The organism is Streptomyces cinnabarinus, from assembly GCF_027270315.1.
GTDB lineage: Bacteria > Actinomycetota > Actinomycetes > Streptomycetales > Streptomycetaceae > Streptomyces > Streptomyces cinnabarinus.
This window is the reverse complement of record NZ_CP114413.1, coordinates 4,326,250-4,341,895: the sequence shown is the minus strand read 5'-3', so window position 1 is coordinate 4,341,895 and position 15,646 is coordinate 4,326,250. Positions and strand designations below refer to the sequence as shown.

The 15,646-nt window shown below is 68.7% G+C and carries 15 protein-coding genes; 5 read left to right on the top strand and 10 right to left on the bottom strand.

Annotated elements, in window-relative coordinates; translation table 11 throughout:
• Position 1 precedes the first annotated feature (1 nt).
• The gene (locus STRCI_RS19530; RefSeq protein ID WP_269660252.1) at positions 2-574 is read left to right on the top strand and encodes a GNAT family N-acetyltransferase; all 573 of its coding nucleotides are present in this window, start codon (positions 2-4) and stop codon (positions 572-574) included.
• Positions 575-607: 33 nt separating this feature from the next.
• Here the strand turns inward: STRCI_RS19530 and STRCI_RS19525 are convergent, their stop codons facing one another.
• The 7 genes from STRCI_RS19525 to STRCI_RS19495 all read right to left on the bottom strand — a co-directional run bounded on the left by STRCI_RS19525 (position 608) and on the right by STRCI_RS19495 (position 8,553).
• Positions 608-2,053 (bottom strand): type IV secretory system conjugative DNA transfer family protein, encoded by a 1,446-nt coding sequence (locus STRCI_RS19525; protein WP_269660251.1) that lies wholly within the window; start codon positions 2,051-2,053, stop codon positions 608-610.
• A 13-nt stretch (positions 2,054-2,066) separates the two neighbouring features.
• Positions 2,067-3,482 (bottom strand): ATP-binding protein, encoded by a 1,416-nt coding sequence (locus STRCI_RS19520; RefSeq protein ID WP_269660250.1) that lies wholly within the window; start codon positions 3,480-3,482, stop codon positions 2,067-2,069.
• A gap of 6 nt (positions 3,483-3,488) precedes the next feature.
• Positions 3,489-5,048, bottom strand: a complete 1,560-nt coding sequence (locus STRCI_RS19515) for an SCO6880 family protein (RefSeq protein WP_269660249.1) — start codon at positions 5,046-5,048, stop codon at positions 3,489-3,491.
• Complete coding sequence (locus tag STRCI_RS19510) at positions 5,045-6,376, bottom strand: hypothetical protein (RefSeq protein WP_269660248.1); 1,332 nt, start codon at positions 6,374-6,376, stop codon at positions 5,045-5,047. The genes STRCI_RS19515 and STRCI_RS19510 overlap by 4 nt, the downstream gene beginning before the upstream one ends.
• Positions 6,366-7,175 carry a hypothetical protein gene (locus STRCI_RS19505; RefSeq protein WP_269660247.1) on the bottom strand — a complete coding sequence of 270 codons (810 nt, stop codon included), beginning with the start codon at positions 7,173-7,175 and terminating at the stop codon, positions 6,366-6,368. Before STRCI_RS19505 ends, STRCI_RS19510 begins: the two co-directional genes overlap by 11 nt.
• 174 nt (positions 7,176-7,349) lie before the next feature.
• Positions 7,350-7,658 carry a hypothetical protein gene (locus STRCI_RS19500; protein WP_003991275.1) on the bottom strand — a complete coding sequence of 103 codons (309 nt, stop codon included), beginning with the start codon at positions 7,656-7,658 and terminating at the stop codon, positions 7,350-7,352.
• A 292-nt stretch (positions 7,659-7,950) separates the two neighbouring features.
• The gene (locus tag STRCI_RS19495) at positions 7,951-8,553 is read right to left on the bottom strand and encodes a TetR/AcrR family transcriptional regulator (RefSeq protein ID WP_269660246.1); all 603 of its coding nucleotides are present in this window, start codon (positions 8,551-8,553) and stop codon (positions 7,951-7,953) included.
• Between the two features lie 91 nt (positions 8,554-8,644).
• Between STRCI_RS19495 and STRCI_RS19490 the strand changes: the two genes are divergently transcribed.
• Complete coding sequence (locus STRCI_RS19490; RefSeq protein WP_269660245.1) at positions 8,645-9,586, top strand: oxidoreductase; 942 nt, start codon at positions 8,645-8,647, stop codon at positions 9,584-9,586.
• 44 nt (positions 9,587-9,630) lie between these two features.
• Entirely contained in the window at positions 9,631-10,392 is a 762-nt protein-coding gene (locus STRCI_RS19485) for a PIG-L deacetylase family protein (protein ID WP_269660244.1), read from the top strand.
• Here STRCI_RS19485 and STRCI_RS19480 read toward each other — a convergent pair.
• From STRCI_RS19480 to STRCI_RS19470, 3 genes are all read right to left on the bottom strand, one after another.
• Entirely contained in the window at positions 10,389-10,742 is a 354-nt protein-coding gene (locus STRCI_RS19480; RefSeq protein WP_269660243.1) for a DUF1330 domain-containing protein, read from the bottom strand. The two genes, STRCI_RS19485 and STRCI_RS19480, sit on opposite strands and share 4 nt — an antisense overlap.
• A gap of 138 nt (positions 10,743-10,880) precedes the next feature.
• Positions 10,881-11,366 carry a hypothetical protein gene (locus STRCI_RS19475; RefSeq protein WP_269660242.1) on the bottom strand — a complete coding sequence of 162 codons (486 nt, stop codon included), beginning with the start codon at positions 11,364-11,366 and terminating at the stop codon, positions 10,881-10,883.
• Between the two features lie 7 nt (positions 11,367-11,373).
• Complete coding sequence (locus STRCI_RS19470; protein WP_269660241.1) at positions 11,374-13,473, bottom strand: PrsW family glutamic-type intramembrane protease; 2,100 nt, start codon at positions 13,471-13,473, stop codon at positions 11,374-11,376.
• A 214-nt stretch (positions 13,474-13,687) separates the two neighbouring features.
• On the opposite strand from STRCI_RS19470, the gene STRCI_RS19465 reads away from it, so the two are divergent.
• Together STRCI_RS19465 and STRCI_RS19460 are read left to right on the top strand one after the other, a co-directional pair.
• Complete coding sequence (locus STRCI_RS19465) at positions 13,688-14,710, top strand: C40 family peptidase (RefSeq protein ID WP_269660240.1); 1,023 nt, start codon at positions 13,688-13,690, stop codon at positions 14,708-14,710.
• A gap of 214 nt (positions 14,711-14,924) precedes the next feature.
• A complete protein-coding gene (locus tag STRCI_RS19460) occupies positions 14,925-15,635 on the top strand; it encodes a phosphatase PAP2 family protein (protein ID WP_269660239.1) in 711 nt (236 codons plus the stop codon).
• Positions 15,636-15,646: the final 11 nt, after the last annotated feature.

The following is a 15,646-nucleotide window of genomic DNA, read 5'->3' as shown; positions in this document are numbered from 1 at the left end:
CATGAGCGTGAGTAATGGGGAGCGGTACGTCGTCCGGTCCGTGCGGGCCGATGAGTGGTCGGCCGTGCGGGAGCTGCGGCTGGCCGCGCTACGGGATCCGGCGGCGTCGATCGCCTTTCTGGAGACGTACGAGAACGCGGAGGCCCGGCCGGACTCCTACTGGAAGGAGCGGACCGAGGGGGCCGCGGAAGGGGCCGACCGGGCGCAGCAGATCGTGGCCGAGGGGCCGGACGGGGGCTGGGTCGGGTCGCTGACCGTGCTGGTGGAAGAGGCGGGGACGACCGACTGGGCAGGGTTTCCGGTGGAGCGGCGGCAGGGGCATCTCGTGGGGGTGTTCATGCGGCCCGAGCATCGCGGGTGCGGGCTGACCGAGCTGCTCTTCGACGAGGCGCTGGAGTGGTCCTGGCGGCAGGGTCTTGAGCGGGTGCGGCTGATCGTGCACGAGGAGAACGGGCGGGCGCAGGCCTTCTACCGTCGGATCGGGTTCGCGCCGAGCGGGGTGACCGTGCCGTTGGACAGCCAACCGGGCGCACTGGAACACGAGTTCGTGATCGAGAAGAGTTCGGACCGCTAGTGGATAGAACCCGCTGCTCGGACCGTCAGTAGTTCAGACCGGCAGCTCGTCGTGCGGCCACCGCGCACGTGCCTGTTCCCGGGAGCGGAGCAGGGCCAGCGTCGGCAGGCCGCGGGCCGTGCCGTTGGCGAGCAGCTCGGGGAGCTGGGGGAGCGGGGCCACGGCGGCGACGTCGTCGAGGACGAGCGCGAGTGGTGGGTCGAGGCGACCGGAGGATGACCGTTCGGCCATGCGCCGGCCGCGCTCGACCACGCTTGCGGCCAGGGCCGTGAGCAGGGGCATCGCGCCCGGGTTGGTGCGAGGATCCTCGATGGACTCCCCGACCACATAAAGCGTGCCCCCTTCGTTCACGAAGGAATCCAAGGCGAGCGCATCAGTTCGGTTGGGAGTGCATGCCTCGCGGATGTTCACCGTGAACAGGGCGGACAGCGCACGGGTCGTCAACTGCTGGGCCATGTCCCGGCGTTCCGGGTGCGCGGTGAGCGCGGCCTCCAGCTCGCCCGCCGCGCCGGGGGCGGCCTTGGGGCTGGTCCGCAGGATGCGTACGGCGTCCTGGAGCTGGGTGCCCTGGGACCAGCGGTGGACGTGGCGGATGGTGCGGCCGTCTATGGCGGCGGCGTGCAGGGCGCTGCGCAGGAGCGTTTCGGCTACGTCGGCGACGGCCTGGTCGATCTTCGCGGTGGGGCGGACGGGGGCCAGCAGCGCGGCCGCTCTGGCCGCCGCCGTCTGCTTGTCCTCGCAGCCCGTGGTGGGCGACCAGTGGAGGCGGGACGGGGTGTCGCAGAGGTGGGTGGGGTCGTAGAGGTGGACCGGGCCCAGTTTCGCCCGGGCGTCCTTGGTGTCCTGCCAGACGGCCGGGTTGGAGGTGATGACGAGGGCGGGGCCGTCGGCGTCACGTACGGCTTGGGCTGCGGTGGCGTGCCGGGTGTCCTTGGGGCCGTAGACGACCGGGGCGCGGGTGGTTTCCCAGGGGTTCAGCGGCTCGGTGGCTTCGGGCACGGGTGCCGTCGGCGTCTGTCTCGCCGGTTCCCGTGTCACCTGCACCGGCGCCCGCGGCGTAGGCACCTCGTGAACGACCGGTGCCGGCTCCGGCGGTGCCGTCCGCAGCTCCTCCCGCCGCCGTGCCCGTACCGCCCGCCACCGCGCCAGCGTGCCCATCACGAACACGGTCAGCACGATCAGCACCATCAACTGCCCGATGAACAGCCCCCAGAACAGCCCGTACCCGGAGAGCTCCGCCGCGGGTGTCTCCGGCCAGGCGCCGGGGAGGTCGTGCGGGGCGCCGAAGAGGTAGCGCAGGGCGAGCGGGGTGCGGGCGAAGGTGACTCCGGCCGGCCAGGAGCCGTGGGCGAGCAGCCCGGCGAGGCCGGTCGCCGTCCACACCAGCAGGGTCATGCCGAGCAGGAAGGCGAGTATGCCGACCAGCAGCCCGTCGGGGATGCCGCCCGAAGTCTCCTGCCGCCGGTCGTCCGCACGCACCGATCCGCCCCCTTTACGCCACCGTCGACTCGGAGTCGCCGAGGTGCTGTTCCACGAAGGCCGCCGCCCGCTCCTCCGCCTCCAGCTCGGCGGCGCGCAGGGCGTCGTCCGTGAGCTCGGCGTCGGCGGAGGACTCGGTCATGGCGCGGTCGGTGAAGACCAGCGGCCGTTCGGTCTCGGTGACCAGGTGTTTGACCACCTGGACATTGCCGTTGACGTCCCAGACGGCGATACCGGGGGTGAGCGTCGGAATGATCTCCACCGCCCACCTGGGCAGACCGAGCACCCGGCCCGTCGCCCTCGCCTCGTCCGCCTTCTGGGCGTAGATCGTCCTGGTCGACGCCATCTTCAGGATCGCCGCCGCCTCCTTGGCCGCCGCCCCGTCCACCACGTCGGACAGATGGTGCACGACCGCCACGAAGGACAGACCCAACCGGCGCCCGAACTTCAGCAGCCGCTGGAAGAGCTGGGCCACGAAGGGGCTGTTGATGATGTGCCAGGCCTCCTCGACCAGGAAGATGCGCTTCTTCCGGTCGGGGCGGATCCAGGTGTGCTCCAGCCAGACCCCGACGATCGCCATCAGGATCGGCATGGCGATGGAGTTGCGGTCGATGTGGGACAGGTCGAAGACGATGAGCGGGGCGTCGAGGTCGATGCCGACCGTCGTCGGGCCGTCGAACATGCCGCGCAGGTCACCGTCGACCAACCGGTCCAGCACCAGGGCGACATCGAGTCCCCAGGCCCGTACATCGTCTATGTCGACGTTCATCGCCTCGGCCGACTCCGGCTCGGGATGCCGTAGCTGCTCGACGATGTCGGTGAGGACCGGCTGGCGGTCGACGATGGTCTCGTTGACGTAGGCGTGCGCCACCTTGAGCGCGAAGCCGGAGCGTTCGTCGAGGCCATGGCCCATGGCGACCTCGATGATGGTCCGGAGCAGGGCGAGCTGTCCGGTGGTGGTGATCGACGGGTCCAGCGGGTTGAGCCGGATGCCGTGGTCCAGGGCGGCCGTCGGGTCGAGCCGGATAGGAGTTATCCCCAGCTCCTGCGCGATGAGGTTCCACTCACCCACCCCGTCCTCGCCCTGCGCGTCCAGCACGACGACCTGCCGGTCACGGAAGCGCAGCTGCCTGAGGACGTAGGTCTTCTCCAGCGCCGACTTGCCGTTGCCGGACTCGCCGAGGACGAGCCAGTGCGGGGCGGGGAGCTGCTGGCCGTAGAGCTGGAAGGGGTCGTAGATGTAGCCCTTGCCGCTGTACACCTCGCGGCCGATGATCACGCCCGAGTCGCCGAGGCCGGGCGCTGCCGTCGGCAGGTAGACGGCCTGGGCCTGTCCGGTGGACGTCCGTACCGGCAGCCGGGTCGTCTCGACCTTGCCGAAGAGGAACGAGGTGAAGGCGTCGGTGAGGATGGACATCGGATCCCGCATGCGGCCCTACCTTCGAATGCCGGTGGCGAACGGGAGCGTGTTCACGAAGGCCCGGTGGTGCTCGCGGTCGCACCACTCCAGCTTCAGGTACGACTTCCCGGCCGACGCCCGGATGGTCCGCTTGTCGCGGGCCAGGGACTCCGGGGAGCGGGAGGAGACGGTGATCCAGCCGACGAGGTTGACGCCCGCGGCACCGCTGGCCAGGTCCTCGCCACGCTGGTCGAGGCGGTTGTGGGCGGCGATGTCACGGGGGTCGACGGTCCGGTTCATCTTGGCGGCGCGGGAGGCCTCGGCCTCGTCGTTGGTCTTCTCCGTCAGCATGCGCTCGATGGCGATCTCGGTGGGTTCGAGGTCCATCGTGACGGCGACCGTGCGGATGACGTCCGGGGTGTGGACCAGCAGCGGCGCCAGGAAGTTGACGCCGACCGGGGTCATCGGCCACTCCTTCACCCAGGCGGTGGCATGGCACCAGGGGGCGCGGGTGGAGGACTCGCGGGTCTTGGCCTGGAGGTAGGTGGGCTCCATGGCGTCCAGCTCGGCCGGCCAGGCATTACGTTTCGTCATCGCCTGGATGTGGTCGATCGGATGGTCCGGGTCGTACATGGAGTGGATGAGAGAGGCCAGCCGCCCCTGCCCCAGCGGCTGCCGCACCCGGATGTCGGCCTCCTGGAGCCGCGAACAGATGTCCGTCAGCTCACGGGCCATGACCACGGCGAGCCCGGCGTCCTTGTCGACCTTCCGGCCCTGCTGCGGACGCGCGGCCCGCGCCATGGCGTGGCCCTCGGCGGCCAGTTCGCGGTTGTAGTGCATGCACGCGACGAGATACGCCCGGTGCTGCTCGCTGCTGGTCGACACCATCGACTGCAACTGGTCGTACGACTGCTGGAGCCAGCCCAGCGACTTGTCGTCCCCGCGTACGGCGACGTCCTTGGCGTGGGCGTCCGGGTCGGCCGGGAGGGTGCGGGCGAGCATCTGGAGCCGGGTGACGAACCCGTCGCCGTTGGCCACGTGCTTGAGCAGCGTGCCGAAGCGGTCGACGAGGGCTTCCTGGTCCTCGGAGTCCCGCAGTCCCACGCCCGGGCCCTCGATCTCGATGGCGGCGGTGACGGTACGGCGGTCCGCGTGCAGGAGTACGGCGATCTCGTCGGGGCCGAACGGGGCGGCGAGCCAGGTGATCCGGCCGATTCCGGGCGGCGGCCCGACCTCGATCTCGCGCCCGTCGATCCGGGTGCCGGCCTCCATCGCCGCCGAGCGGTAGACGGTGCCGGAGCGCAGGGTGCGCTTGAAGCTGCGGTTGATCTCGAACCACTTGTAGAACGTGCGGCGCTTGTACGGCACGTAGACCGCGGCCAGCGCCAGCATGGGGAAGCCCATCAGCAGCACGATGCGCAGGGACAGGACGGGGACGAGGAGCCCGCACATCATGCCGAGGAACGCGCCGCCGATGATCAGCGCGATCTCGCCGGTCTCACGATTCCGGCCGACGATCGCGTTCGGCCTGGCGCGGCCGATCAGATATGTACGGCGGGGCGTGACCGCATGGGACACGTGGGACTCGGTCGTCAACGCCCTTCACCTCCCGTGCGGTTGGTACTGCTGTTGCGGGTGTTGCTGGCGTGGGGTGTGTTCACCGGGCTGCCGGACCGGGGCACGGGTGCGGCGGAGGGGACAGATCCGCCGCCTCCGTTCGCGGTGCGGGAGCTGTGCGCGGCGACTCCGCCGGCCGCCTGGTTGGCGGGGCGGGGCGTACTGGCGCTCTGACCGCCGTTGTTGTCGGCGCGGGAGCTGTGGGTCTTGATGCCCTGGGCGACGAGGGTCGCGGGGGAGCTGATGACGGCGGCGGCCTTGCCTTCGGCGCCCTGCATGATGCGGTTGCTGCGGGAGCCGGCGATTTCGTCGCCGAAGCCGGGGACGAAGCGGTAGATCATCGCCGACGCGAAGATGGCGAGCAGGATGATGGCGAGGCCGGAGACCACGGCGGAGAAGGCGTCGGGTCCGTCGTCGGCGGAGAGGGCACCGGCGAGCCCGAGGACGATGACGATGACCGGCTTCACCAGAATGACGGCGATCATGATGCCCGCCCAACGGCGGACGTGTCCCCACAGGTTCTTGTCGACGAGGCCCGCGTAGACGACGGTGCCGAGGAGGGCGCCGACGTAGAGGAGGGCGGCGCGGATGACGAGCTCCAGCCAGAGGACTCCGGCGGCGAGGATGGAGACGAGCGACACGACGATCAGCATGATCGGTCCGCCGCCGATGTCCTCGCCCTTCTCCAGGGCGCCGGAGAAGGTGCCGAAGAAGGCGTTTGTCTGGTCGCCCGTGGTCTTGGCGAGCACCTCTGAGACGCCGTCGGTGGCCGATACGACGGTGTAGAGGATGAGGGGGGTGAAGGCCGACGCGAGCACGGTGAGCCAGAGGAACCCGATGGCTTCGCTGATGGCGGTGGTGAGCGGTACGCCGCGGACGGCTCGCTTGGCCACGGCCAGCAGCCACAGCAGGAGGGTGAGGATCGTGGACGCCGCGAACACGACCGCGTACTGCTGAAGGAACTTGGGGTTCGTGAAGTCGACGTTCGCGGTGTCCTTCACGGCCTCACTGAGCTTGTCGACGGTCCACGCGGCGGCGTCCGCGCAGCCCTTGGCCAGGGAGGAGAGGGGGTCGAGGGTGGAGGTGGGGTCGAGGGTCGTGGAGCCGCCGGAGCGGCCAGTGCCGTTGTCCTCTTCGCAGTACTGCTTCGCAGGACCGATGAGCAGGTCGCAAGGGTCATTGCTCGACGACGGCGTAGGAGTGGGGGTAGGGGCTGCGACGGCATGTGGGGCCAGCAGAACGGCAGTTGTCTGTACGGTTGCCACCAGGCCTGCGAGCTTGAGGACGCGATGCGCGCTACCGGGCATACGTGAACCCTCCGTACTCCTCGATGGCCTTGCTGATCTCGTCCGAGCTGGCGGCTCTGTCGTCGCCAGGCACTGGTGCTGGACCGTCCTTCTGAGAGTCCGCGGTGATCTTCCAGTCCCCGGCGGTCCACTGCAGGTCGAAGGTCCACGTCTTCCAGGTCGAGCTCACCGGGTCGGTCGAGGCCTCCCCGGACATGCCGATCAGGCCCATGTACCAGACCGCCACCTTGGCGCTGCTGTCACTGAACTGCTCGACCTTGGTTCCAACGGGGATCGTCCGCGAGACGAAGGTGCTGCCCTCAGGCGCTTGGCCGTTCGCGTCGAGACCGAGCTTGCTGAGGAAGTCTTCCGAATACGCCTGATCCATGGCGCCTTGAAGCTGTGCTGCGGCAGTGGGTGTGTAGAGGTCGGTGACGATGCTGTGCCGGCTGTCCTTGTTGAACATCCCGGTCGAACCCAGCGTCACCGCATAGTTCGCCGCCGCACTCCCCGCCCCCTGCTCATCCCTCGCGAACCCCGCCCCCACGGGCCGCTCTCCGCTCGGTGCGGTGGACTCGGTCTGTGGTTTGTCCGTGGCCGTGTCGTCGGCTGACGAATCGTCTCCCCCACGGTTCGCAAAGGCGATTGCCGCGATGAGGAGGACGACCACGCCGACCACCGTGACCAGGCTTCGGGAAGAGGAGCGGGTGGGGCGCCGGGCGCCGCCGTACGTGTCGCCGCCGCCCTCCGGCAGCCGCGTGCGGGTCTGGCCCGTGCCTCCGTAGCCGCCGGAGGACTCCCGATCGTCGTCGAGACTCATACCGTGTACGCCCCCTCACCGTCGTACCGGAAGCCGTGGAAGCCGTGGAAGTACGACGGTAGCCGTGCTGGTTCCCGCGCGGGCGCGGTGTGGTGACTCGACATCAGGGAAACGCAACCTCAGCCGGTGGGCACGACGGGCGGGTGGGAGGGACGGGGACCGGACCGGGCGCGGCTACACGGCCATGCCGTACACGATGGTGAAGAGCGTGCCGAGCGATCCGATGATGAAGACGCCGGTCAGGCCCGCGATGATGAGACCCTTGCCCTGCTCCGCGCTGAAGGTGTCGCGCAGCGCGGTCGCGCCGATGCGCTGCTTGGCGGCGCCCCAGATGGCGATCCCGAGGCAGAGCAGGATGGCGACGGCCATCACCACCTCGATCATCACCTTGGCCTCGTTGCCCAGGCTGCCGAAGGGGCCCCAGTCCGGAGCGATCCCGCCGATGATGGTGTTGATGTCTCCCTTATCGGCCGCAAAGAGCATGTAAGTCACCGCCCCTGTTGGGTAGTTCCACTTCCTCTGTCGTGGCGCAGAGGTCAGGCCTCATTGTCGCCGACAATGGCGCCGTCGTATGTCGACTTGGCGTCATTGATTGGCGGGTTTCGTACGAACGCCTTGTCTGGAGTCTTATCGTCACTCTGTGTATCACGGCTGGTCACGCCGGGCAACGAAGTGAGAGCGGAACCTGTGTGTGGTTCCGTCGTTGACCCCTCTTACGGGCACGTGTTCCCCGGGTGAAGGCTACGCCCTCGGCGGCGGTCGAAGTCGCTGGCGGTCAGCGGGGCTTCAGGCCGTGCAGCAGCAGGTGGACCAGACCGTCCGCGCCGGCCAGGGCCGCTTCCGGGGTCAGCCAGCCGGCGGAGATGAAGCCGGCGACGCCGTGGAGCGTGGCGCCGGTGACGAGGTTGAGCTGCTCGGGGTCGCCCTGGATGATCTCGCCGCGGCGCTGGGCGTCCGCCAGGACTCGGTCCAGGCTCCCGATCGTCTGCTCGACGGCGTCGGCCATCTGCTCGGAGGCGTCGGGGTCGTGCTTGCGGGCGTACATCAGTTCCAGCAGCTCGGTGTTGTCGATGGCGAAGCCGAGGTAGGCGCGGGCGAGGGCGGTGAGCCGGGGCTCCAGGGGGAGCGCGGGATCCTCGGCCGCCGCCAGGGCGCGGGCGAGCCGCTCGAACCCGGTCAGCGCCAGGGCGTTGAGCAGGGCCTGCTTGTCCTTGAAGTGCCGGCCGGGGGCGGCGTGGCTGACGCCGACCTCGCGCGCCAGTTCGCGCAGTGAGAGGGAGCCGGCGCCCTTCTCCCGCAGGGTGCGTTCCGCTGCCGTGAGCAGGGCGGTGCGCAGGTCTCCGTGGTGGTAGGGGCGGGTCTCGGGCATGCGCACCATCGTAGCTTGATGTTGACTTTGACCACTTTGTTGGCGCCGTCATCATTGTTGTCATTGACAGCATTGTTGGCGACGCCTACATTCGGGAGGCATGACCGAGACGAAGCAGCAGCAGTCGAAGCAACAGCAGACGAAGCGGCGGTGGACCGCGGCCGATCTTCCCGATCTGTACGGCCGTACGGCCGTCGTCACCGGTGCCAACAGCGGTATCGGGCTCACCGCCGCCGACGCGCTGGCCCGCGCGGGCGCGCATGTCGTCTTCGCCGTACGGGATCCGGAGCGCGGCCGGGCCGCCGCCGCGACGGTGAACGGCAGCACGGAGGTACGGCGGCTCGACCTGGCCGATCTGACTTCTGTGAGGGAGTTCGCGGCGGGCTGGGAGGACCGCCCGTTGGATCTGCTGATCAACAACGCGGGCGTGATGATGCTCCCGAAGCAGCGGACCAAGGACGGCTTCGAGATGCAGTTCGGCACCAACCACCTCGGGCACTTCGCCCTGACGAACCTGCTGCTGCCGCACATCACCGGCCGCGTCGTCACCGTCTCCTCCGCCGCCCATCGCTGGGGCGACGGCACGATCCACTTCGACGACCTGAACCGGGACGCGGACTACGACCCGCGCCGCGCGTACGGCCAGTCCAAGCTGGCGAACCTGCTGTTCACGCTGGAACTCCAGCGCCGGCTGACCGAGTCCGGCTCACGGGTGCGCGCCCTGGCCGCCCACCCCGGGTACTCGGCCACCAACCTCCAGAGCCACGCCGCCAGCCCCGTGGCCCGGGTCGGGATGCGGCTCTCCAACCGTTTCATGGCCCAGTCCGACCGCGCGGGCGCCCTGCCGACCCTGTACGCCGCCACCCAGGACCTGCCCGGCGCGAGCTACGTCGGCCCCGACGGCTGGGGTGAGTGGCGCGGCGGCCCCACGCTGGTGAGCCGCTCCCGGGCGGCGAGCGACCCGGGGGTGGCGCGGCGACTTTGGACGGTGTCGGAGGAACTCACGGGGGTGCGGTGTCCGTTGGAGGTGCAAGTGGCCTGAATGTTCCCTGAACGGGCCTGAGCTTCCGTGGAGGTGGTCGCTCGATGCCAAGTCTGCTCGCCGTGTATGCCCACCCGGACGACGAGTCCCTGTTCTCGGGCGGGGTGCTGGCCCGGAACGCCGCCGAGGGCGGACGTACGGCGGTGGTGACGGCCACGTGGGCCGAGGGCACGCATCGGGCCCGCGAACTCGCGGAGGCGCTGACGATATTGGGTGTTCCCGAGAAGCCTCGCCTGCTCGGATACGCCGACTCCCGCGTGCCGTCGTCCGCCCCCGGCAGCCCCCGTCTCTGCGACGCGCCCCTGGACGACTCGGTGGGCCGACTGGTCGCGCACATACGGGAGTTCCGTCCGGAGATCGTGGTCACCCATGACGCGTACGGCGGTGTGACCGGCCACGAGGACCATGTGCACACCCACCGAGTGACCGCATTAGCGGTACAGGCTGCGGGACTTGAGCGCCTGTACCCGGAGGCGGGCGCCCCTTGGCGGGCCGGCGTGCTCTACCTGGCCGCGCACCCGCACTCGGCGATCAGAGCTCTGCGCGAGTTCGAGGAGGCGGGCGAGGACATGTGGACGGTCCCGGACGAACGGATCACGACCACGGTCGACGTACGCCCCTGGTTGGACCGCAAGTGGGCCGCCGTGTCCGCCCATCGCAGCGAGGCGCAGCGCGGGGCGGCACCGGGGCTGCTGGCCACGCTCCCCGCAAAGGCCCGTGAACGGATTCTCGGCACGGAGTGGTACATCCGTCAGGACCTCATGTCAGACACCCGCAAGGGCGAGACGGAACTGACGGGACGCTAGGCGTCGCCGTCCAGGCCGTCCCGGAGCGCCTGCGCGGTGGTGGCCGGGTCGTAGCCCTCGGCGACCCCCTCGACAAGGATGATGTCGCCCTTGATGTGCCGTGACCTGAGCGGGGCGATCTCCTGATAGGCGGCCGAGCCCCACCACTCCCGGGCCTGTCCGATCCCGGGAAACCCGATCATCACCACATCACCGGGCCAATAGCCCTCCACCGTCTCCTGCTCCCTCACCCCATGCACCAGGAACCGCCCGCCATACGGCTCGAAGGTGGCGGTGATCCGCTCGATGTACTCGGCGATCTCGGCGTGCGGGGTGATCTCGCGCAGATGGGCTATGGCGTAGGCGGTCATGACGGGTCCTTCCGATTCCGTGTGCTGCGTCCGGGCTCCTCTTACGCCCACGATCGTGTCAGCGCGTCCGCCCGAGGTCGATGACCTGCCAGGTAATGCGCTGCGGCCGCGGCCGCGGCCGAAGCCGGCATACGGCGATCAGCGTTCACGTCTGATCAGTGACGTGTAGTCGCCGAAAGCCGGAACGGGCTCCCAGTTGGAGGAGACATCGACTCCATGGCGGCTTTCCTTCGATTCGCCGCCGCTTGCCTCGACCTCGCGCTGCACAGAACCGTCAATCGTGAACTCGTACGTCTCGGTGCGGTCCGCGTCTACGTATCCGCCTCGCTCCCGGGAATCGCCGTAATCATGCGAGGTTGCTGTTTCCAAGAAGAAGGATCCACTGATGAGAGTGAATGTGTAGTCCAGGATGTCGCGACCGAATTCGTCCATGAAGATCACCGAGGCGTAGCCCGTCTCCAGTCGCACTTCCACCCGTAGCGCCGGCGCGGACTGCTCAGCAGGGGAGGCGACCGCGGTGTACAACCCGCCGGAGATGTGCCGGGCCTGGGCCTGCTCGGGAGTCAAGGGTTCAATGGGCGCCTCGGTGAGGTTGTTCCACTGCTCACAGTAGGTCCAGATCATGGCTGATTCAGCCCGTGCCCTTCGGTAGCCGGTAGATGAAACCTTGTACGTCACGGATTATCACGCCGTGGTTGGCTGCTTCCTTGAGCGCCCAGTCTGGCACAGGCTTCAACTGGACAGGGACTTCCAGATAGTATTTGCCCTTCAGGGGCTTCCCGATCAGGCTTGGGTATTCTGCTCGCGCCTTTGGTGTATCCGGTATTTTCGTTCCCGCTTTGTACTTCTGCTTGATCTCACGCAAATATTCCTTGAACGACTCCGGCTTGAGCTTCGATATCTGCGTCTGTTTGCGAGAGACGATCTCCTTTCCGGGTCGGTACGAGTCGAGAAACTTCCCGTTCTCGAGGTAGACCTCGTTGGCCGGGTAGCGAGGCCAGTTCTCTTTGTTGAACTCTCGCCCCTGGTTCCACTTGTCACGCAGCCACTGCGGCACCCCGTCGCTCTTGCCGCTGCCCGGTTCGCTCCCGCCCGTTCCCTGTGCACCTACCGCCATCAGTACGACACCGGCAGTGCCAAGCACGCCGGCGTTGAGTGCGGCCTCCGTGGTGAGGGCTCCGACTGCTCCGGTTCCGGCGAGGGCGAGGGTTCCGGGTGGGAACAGGGCCAGGAGGGAGAGCAGGAGGAGGGCGAAGCCTAGGTAGATCAGGAAGGTGTTCAGGGCCTCGAGGAGGTGGAGCGTGCGGACGGCTCTGCCGTCGGGGCCCGCGTCTCCGAGGCCGCGCCAGAGGAGGAGGACGCCGGTGGTTCCCGCTCCGAGCGCGGTTCCGAGGCGGAAGCGGTGGGCCGCCAGTGGTTCGGCCAGTGGCTGTGCGGAGGTCTGTCGCCAGGTGCGTATCAGGGTGGTGAGTTGGTAGGCGATCCAGGCCAGGGCGGCCGCGCCGAAGCCCATGAGGATCTTTGGTCCCGCACCGGTGCTGAAGTACTCCTGGAGGCCGGCGGTGGAGGTGAACGAGCCGACGCCCAGGAAGAGGAGTGCGGGGAGCATGAGCACGCAGGGGATCAGGAGAAGCCATCGCTCCCGGGAGCGGCGGGACCGTCGAACCGCCTTCAGCCAGGCGCGGATGTTCAAGGCCTGCCAGGCGTGTTGGTTGTCGGACGCGTCCATCCGGGTCGTGATGCCCGCGACCAGTCGGTGCACGTCCCTGGTGTCGTCGGGTGGTGCCGACGCGGTGGCGTACAGCAAGCTGCGCCGCAGTCTGACGTAGCGCAGGACGATCAGCAGGCTCCATGGGAGGCGCCAGGCCGCGTAGCGCAGGAGGGCTGCGGGGCTGTCGCCGTCGGTGCGCTCGGAGGCGAGGAGTATGCCGGGCACGGTGCGCTTGCCGCGGTGGAGTTGGCGCAGGTCGATGACCATGGCGAGGGCCAGGCAGACGAGTGGTGCCGCCCAGGCCACGCCGTCCAGGGACTCCAGCCACTGCTCGGCTTTGTCGGAGTGTTCCTGTACCGCGTAGTTGTTCACCGTGTGGTGCGCGGCGGCGGCCGTGATCGGAAGGATCGAGAGCAGGCGTAACGATCCGCGGGTGCGCCAGAGCAGCCCGACGCCGAAACCGGCCGTCGCCGTCCACACCAGGTGCGTGAACGTTTCCGTGACTGCTGGTCCGCCCAGGCTCAGCTGGCTGAATGGTGCCGGTAGCCAGGACGTCAGCACCTGCCCCAGGCCCGGCACGTACGGCGGGGACAAGCTGTCGGGGACGATCCAACCCCCGTCGCGGACCATCGCCCGGTCCGCGTCCAGGCCGAACCGGAGTACCGCCTCCAGCAGCCCGAACCCGGCGCCCAGCGCCGCGCCCACGACCACGAAGTCGGTCAGTCCCCACTGGCGGCGGACCTTCAGGCTCAACCCCGCCAGCAGCAACGGGGTGGCCTTGAGCAACTCCTCCACCCAGGGAGCCACCAGGTAGCCGGTGGTGTTCACCACCGTCACCAGCGACTGCCCCGACTGTTCCGCGTAGCTACGGGTGTAGCCGAGCTGCACCAACGCCGTCGCCACACCGCATCCGTACGCACCCACCGCGAAGGCCAACAGCACGGTCGACAGACGTACCGACCGCGTCGGCCAGGAAATCGCGAACAGCTGCAGCACGCCCCAGATGGCGGCTACCGCCATCACCAACGTCATACCAGGCCCCCGATGCACCGGAACAACATTCGATTCGCGATTGTGAACGCGATGCTAGGCAGTCATCTGCCGGGGCGGCAAGGGAGTTGTGAGACTCGGTGGGCCGGCGACGGGCTCGGAGTGCATGACCCGGTGTCACAGCCGTCCTGGTTGCGGGCGATTCCGCTGGGGAAGCTCCTAGACTGGCGCGGGCGGACTCCCGGTGGGCGAGGGGCGGTTGACGGTGCGTAAGGCATGGGTCGTGGCGGGTGCCGCTGTCGCGGCGGGGCTCAGCTTCGTGATGCTGCTCGTCGTGGGGGTGTACGTCGTTGCCGGGAACCTGGCCAATGGGGTCGGGGGCGGGGCCAAGGCGCTGGCCAAGGGGGCGGTGCCGGCCGCGTATCAGACGCTGGTGCAGAAGTGGGGGAATCTCTGCCCGGCCATCAATCCCGCGCTGCTCGCCGCCCAGCTCTATCAGGAGAGCGGCTTCAATCCCAAGGCCCAGAGTCCGGCGGCCGCGCAGGGGATAGCGCAGTTCATTCCCGGGACGTGGGCCACGCACGGCATCGACGGTGACGGTGACGGGGACCGGGATGTCTGGGATCCGCAGGACGCCATTCCGTCCGCCGCGTCGTACGACTGCGAACTTGCCTCCTACGTCAAGGACGTGCCGGGCGACGCGACGAAGAACATGCTCGCCGCCTACAACGCCGGGGCGTACGCGGTCATCAAGTACGGGGGCGTGCCGCCGTACAGCGAGACCCAGAACTACGTGAAGACCATCACGACGCTGGAGCAGAGCTTCGCCGCGCCCGTCGGGCGGGTCGATCCCTCGGAGCAGGCCGCGGGGGCCATCGCCTACGCGCAGAAGAAGCTCGGCACGCTGTATCTGTGGGGCGGGGACGGGACCGCCGAGGATGGTGGGCGGTTCGACTGTTCCGGGTTGACCAAGGCCGCGTACGAGAGCGTCGGGGTCACGCTGCCTCGGGTGGCCAATGATCAGTACAACGCGGGGCCGCATCCGGCCAGGGACGAACTGCTTCCCGGGGATCTGGTGTTCTTCTCGGACGACCTCACCAACTCCCGGGCCATCCGGCATGTGGGGATTTATGTCGGTGGCGGGTACATGATCGATGCCCCGAGAACGGGTGCTGTGATCCGGTTCGACCCGATCGACACCCCCGACTACTTCGGGGCCACCCGGGTCACCGAGGATGGCGCGAAAGCGCTCCCCACCGAGGTTTAGAAGCCTCGTGCGCCTACCCCCTGAGCTGCGGCGATCTATCTCTCTTCGATAACGTCTGAGTGATCATTCCGTGGAGGGTGGAACGTATCAACGGGGGTCGTGCGTTCCTGTTGACGTACTGACGTAGCCGAGCGCGGATCTACGACCACGGGGGTGGCACAGCGGCGCGCGAGATTGGCGTGCCGGAGAGAGACGACGAAGGGGCCGCAGCATCATGGCTGGACTCGCCGCATCCGGGTCGAACCCCGACGTCGAGCTGCTTTACGACATCAATGGCCTGGCCAAGGACGCGCCCGAGTGGTTCGACCGGGTCATGGAGTTCGTCGGTGAGTACGGGCTGCTGGTCGCCATGGTCCTGGTCGTGGTGTGGTGCTGGTGGTCCGTGCGGCGCAAGGGCGGGGAGGACGCCGCCTCGTCCGTCGCCGCGCTGGTGTGGGCACCGCTCGCCGCCGCTCTTGCCGTACTCGTGAACGTGCCGATACGGGGCTTTGTGGAGCGGCCCCGTCCGTTCCTCGACCATCAAGGTCTTGAAGTCCTGGTCTCCGGCAAGACCGACTTCTCCTTCGTGAGCGATCACGCGACGATCACCATGGCCATGGGCGTCGGGCTCTTCGTCGCCAACCGGAAGTTCGGGCTGCTCGGGATCGGGCTCGCGCTGCTCGAGGGCTTCTGCCGCATTTACATGGGCGTGCACTATCCGACCGATGTCGTCGGCGGGTTCGCGCTCGGCACGGCCGTCACCCTGCTGCTCTCGCCGGTCGCCTCGGCGCTGCTGACGCCCGTCATGAAGGCGGTCGAGCGGTCGCCGCGGGCCGGGTGGCTGGTGCGGTCCCTGAAGGAGTCGTCGTACGACGGGCAGGGCGCCGTCGTTCCCGGGGCGCGCAAGGAGAACGCCGGGGCGGAGGAACGGGATCTGGCGGCCTAGCCGTTTCGGCG

What these genes read in the sequence shown, in the direction of transcription:
- STRCI_RS19530 (WP_269660252.1), top strand. Translation starts at nt 2, where the DNA reads ATGAGCGTGAGTAATGGGGAGCGGTACGTCGTCCGGTCCGTGCGGGCC.
- STRCI_RS19520 (WP_269660250.1), bottom strand. Translation starts at nt 3,482, where the DNA reads ATGCGGGATCCGATGTCCATCCTCACCGACGCCTTCACCTCGTTCCTC.
- STRCI_RS19510 (WP_269660248.1), bottom strand. Translation starts at nt 6,376, where the DNA reads ATGCCCGGTAGCGCGCATCGCGTCCTCAAGCTCGCAGGCCTGGTGGCA.
- STRCI_RS19505 (WP_269660247.1), bottom strand. Translation starts at nt 7,175, where the DNA reads ATGAGTCTCGACGACGATCGGGAGTCCTCCGGCGGCTACGGAGGCACG.
- STRCI_RS19500 (WP_003991275.1), bottom strand. Translation starts at nt 7,658, where the DNA reads ATGCTCTTTGCGGCCGATAAGGGAGACATCAACACCATCATCGGCGGG.
- STRCI_RS19495 (WP_269660246.1), bottom strand. Translation starts at nt 8,553, where the DNA reads ATGGTGCGCATGCCCGAGACCCGCCCCTACCACCACGGAGACCTGCGC.
- STRCI_RS19490 (WP_269660245.1), top strand. Translation starts at nt 8,645, where the DNA reads ATGACCGAGACGAAGCAGCAGCAGTCGAAGCAACAGCAGACGAAGCGG.
- STRCI_RS19485 (WP_269660244.1), top strand. Translation starts at nt 9,631, where the DNA reads ATGCCAAGTCTGCTCGCCGTGTATGCCCACCCGGACGACGAGTCCCTG.
- STRCI_RS19480 (WP_269660243.1), bottom strand. Translation starts at nt 10,742, where the DNA reads ATGACCGCCTACGCCATAGCCCATCTGCGCGAGATCACCCCGCACGCC.
- STRCI_RS19475 (WP_269660242.1), bottom strand. Translation starts at nt 11,366, where the DNA reads ATGATCTGGACCTACTGTGAGCAGTGGAACAACCTCACCGAGGCGCCC.
- STRCI_RS19470 (WP_269660241.1), bottom strand. Translation starts at nt 13,473, where the DNA reads ATGGCGGTAGCCGCCATCTGGGGCGTGCTGCAGCTGTTCGCGATTTCC.
- STRCI_RS19460 (WP_269660239.1), top strand. Translation starts at nt 14,925, where the DNA reads ATGGCTGGACTCGCCGCATCCGGGTCGAACCCCGACGTCGAGCTGCTT.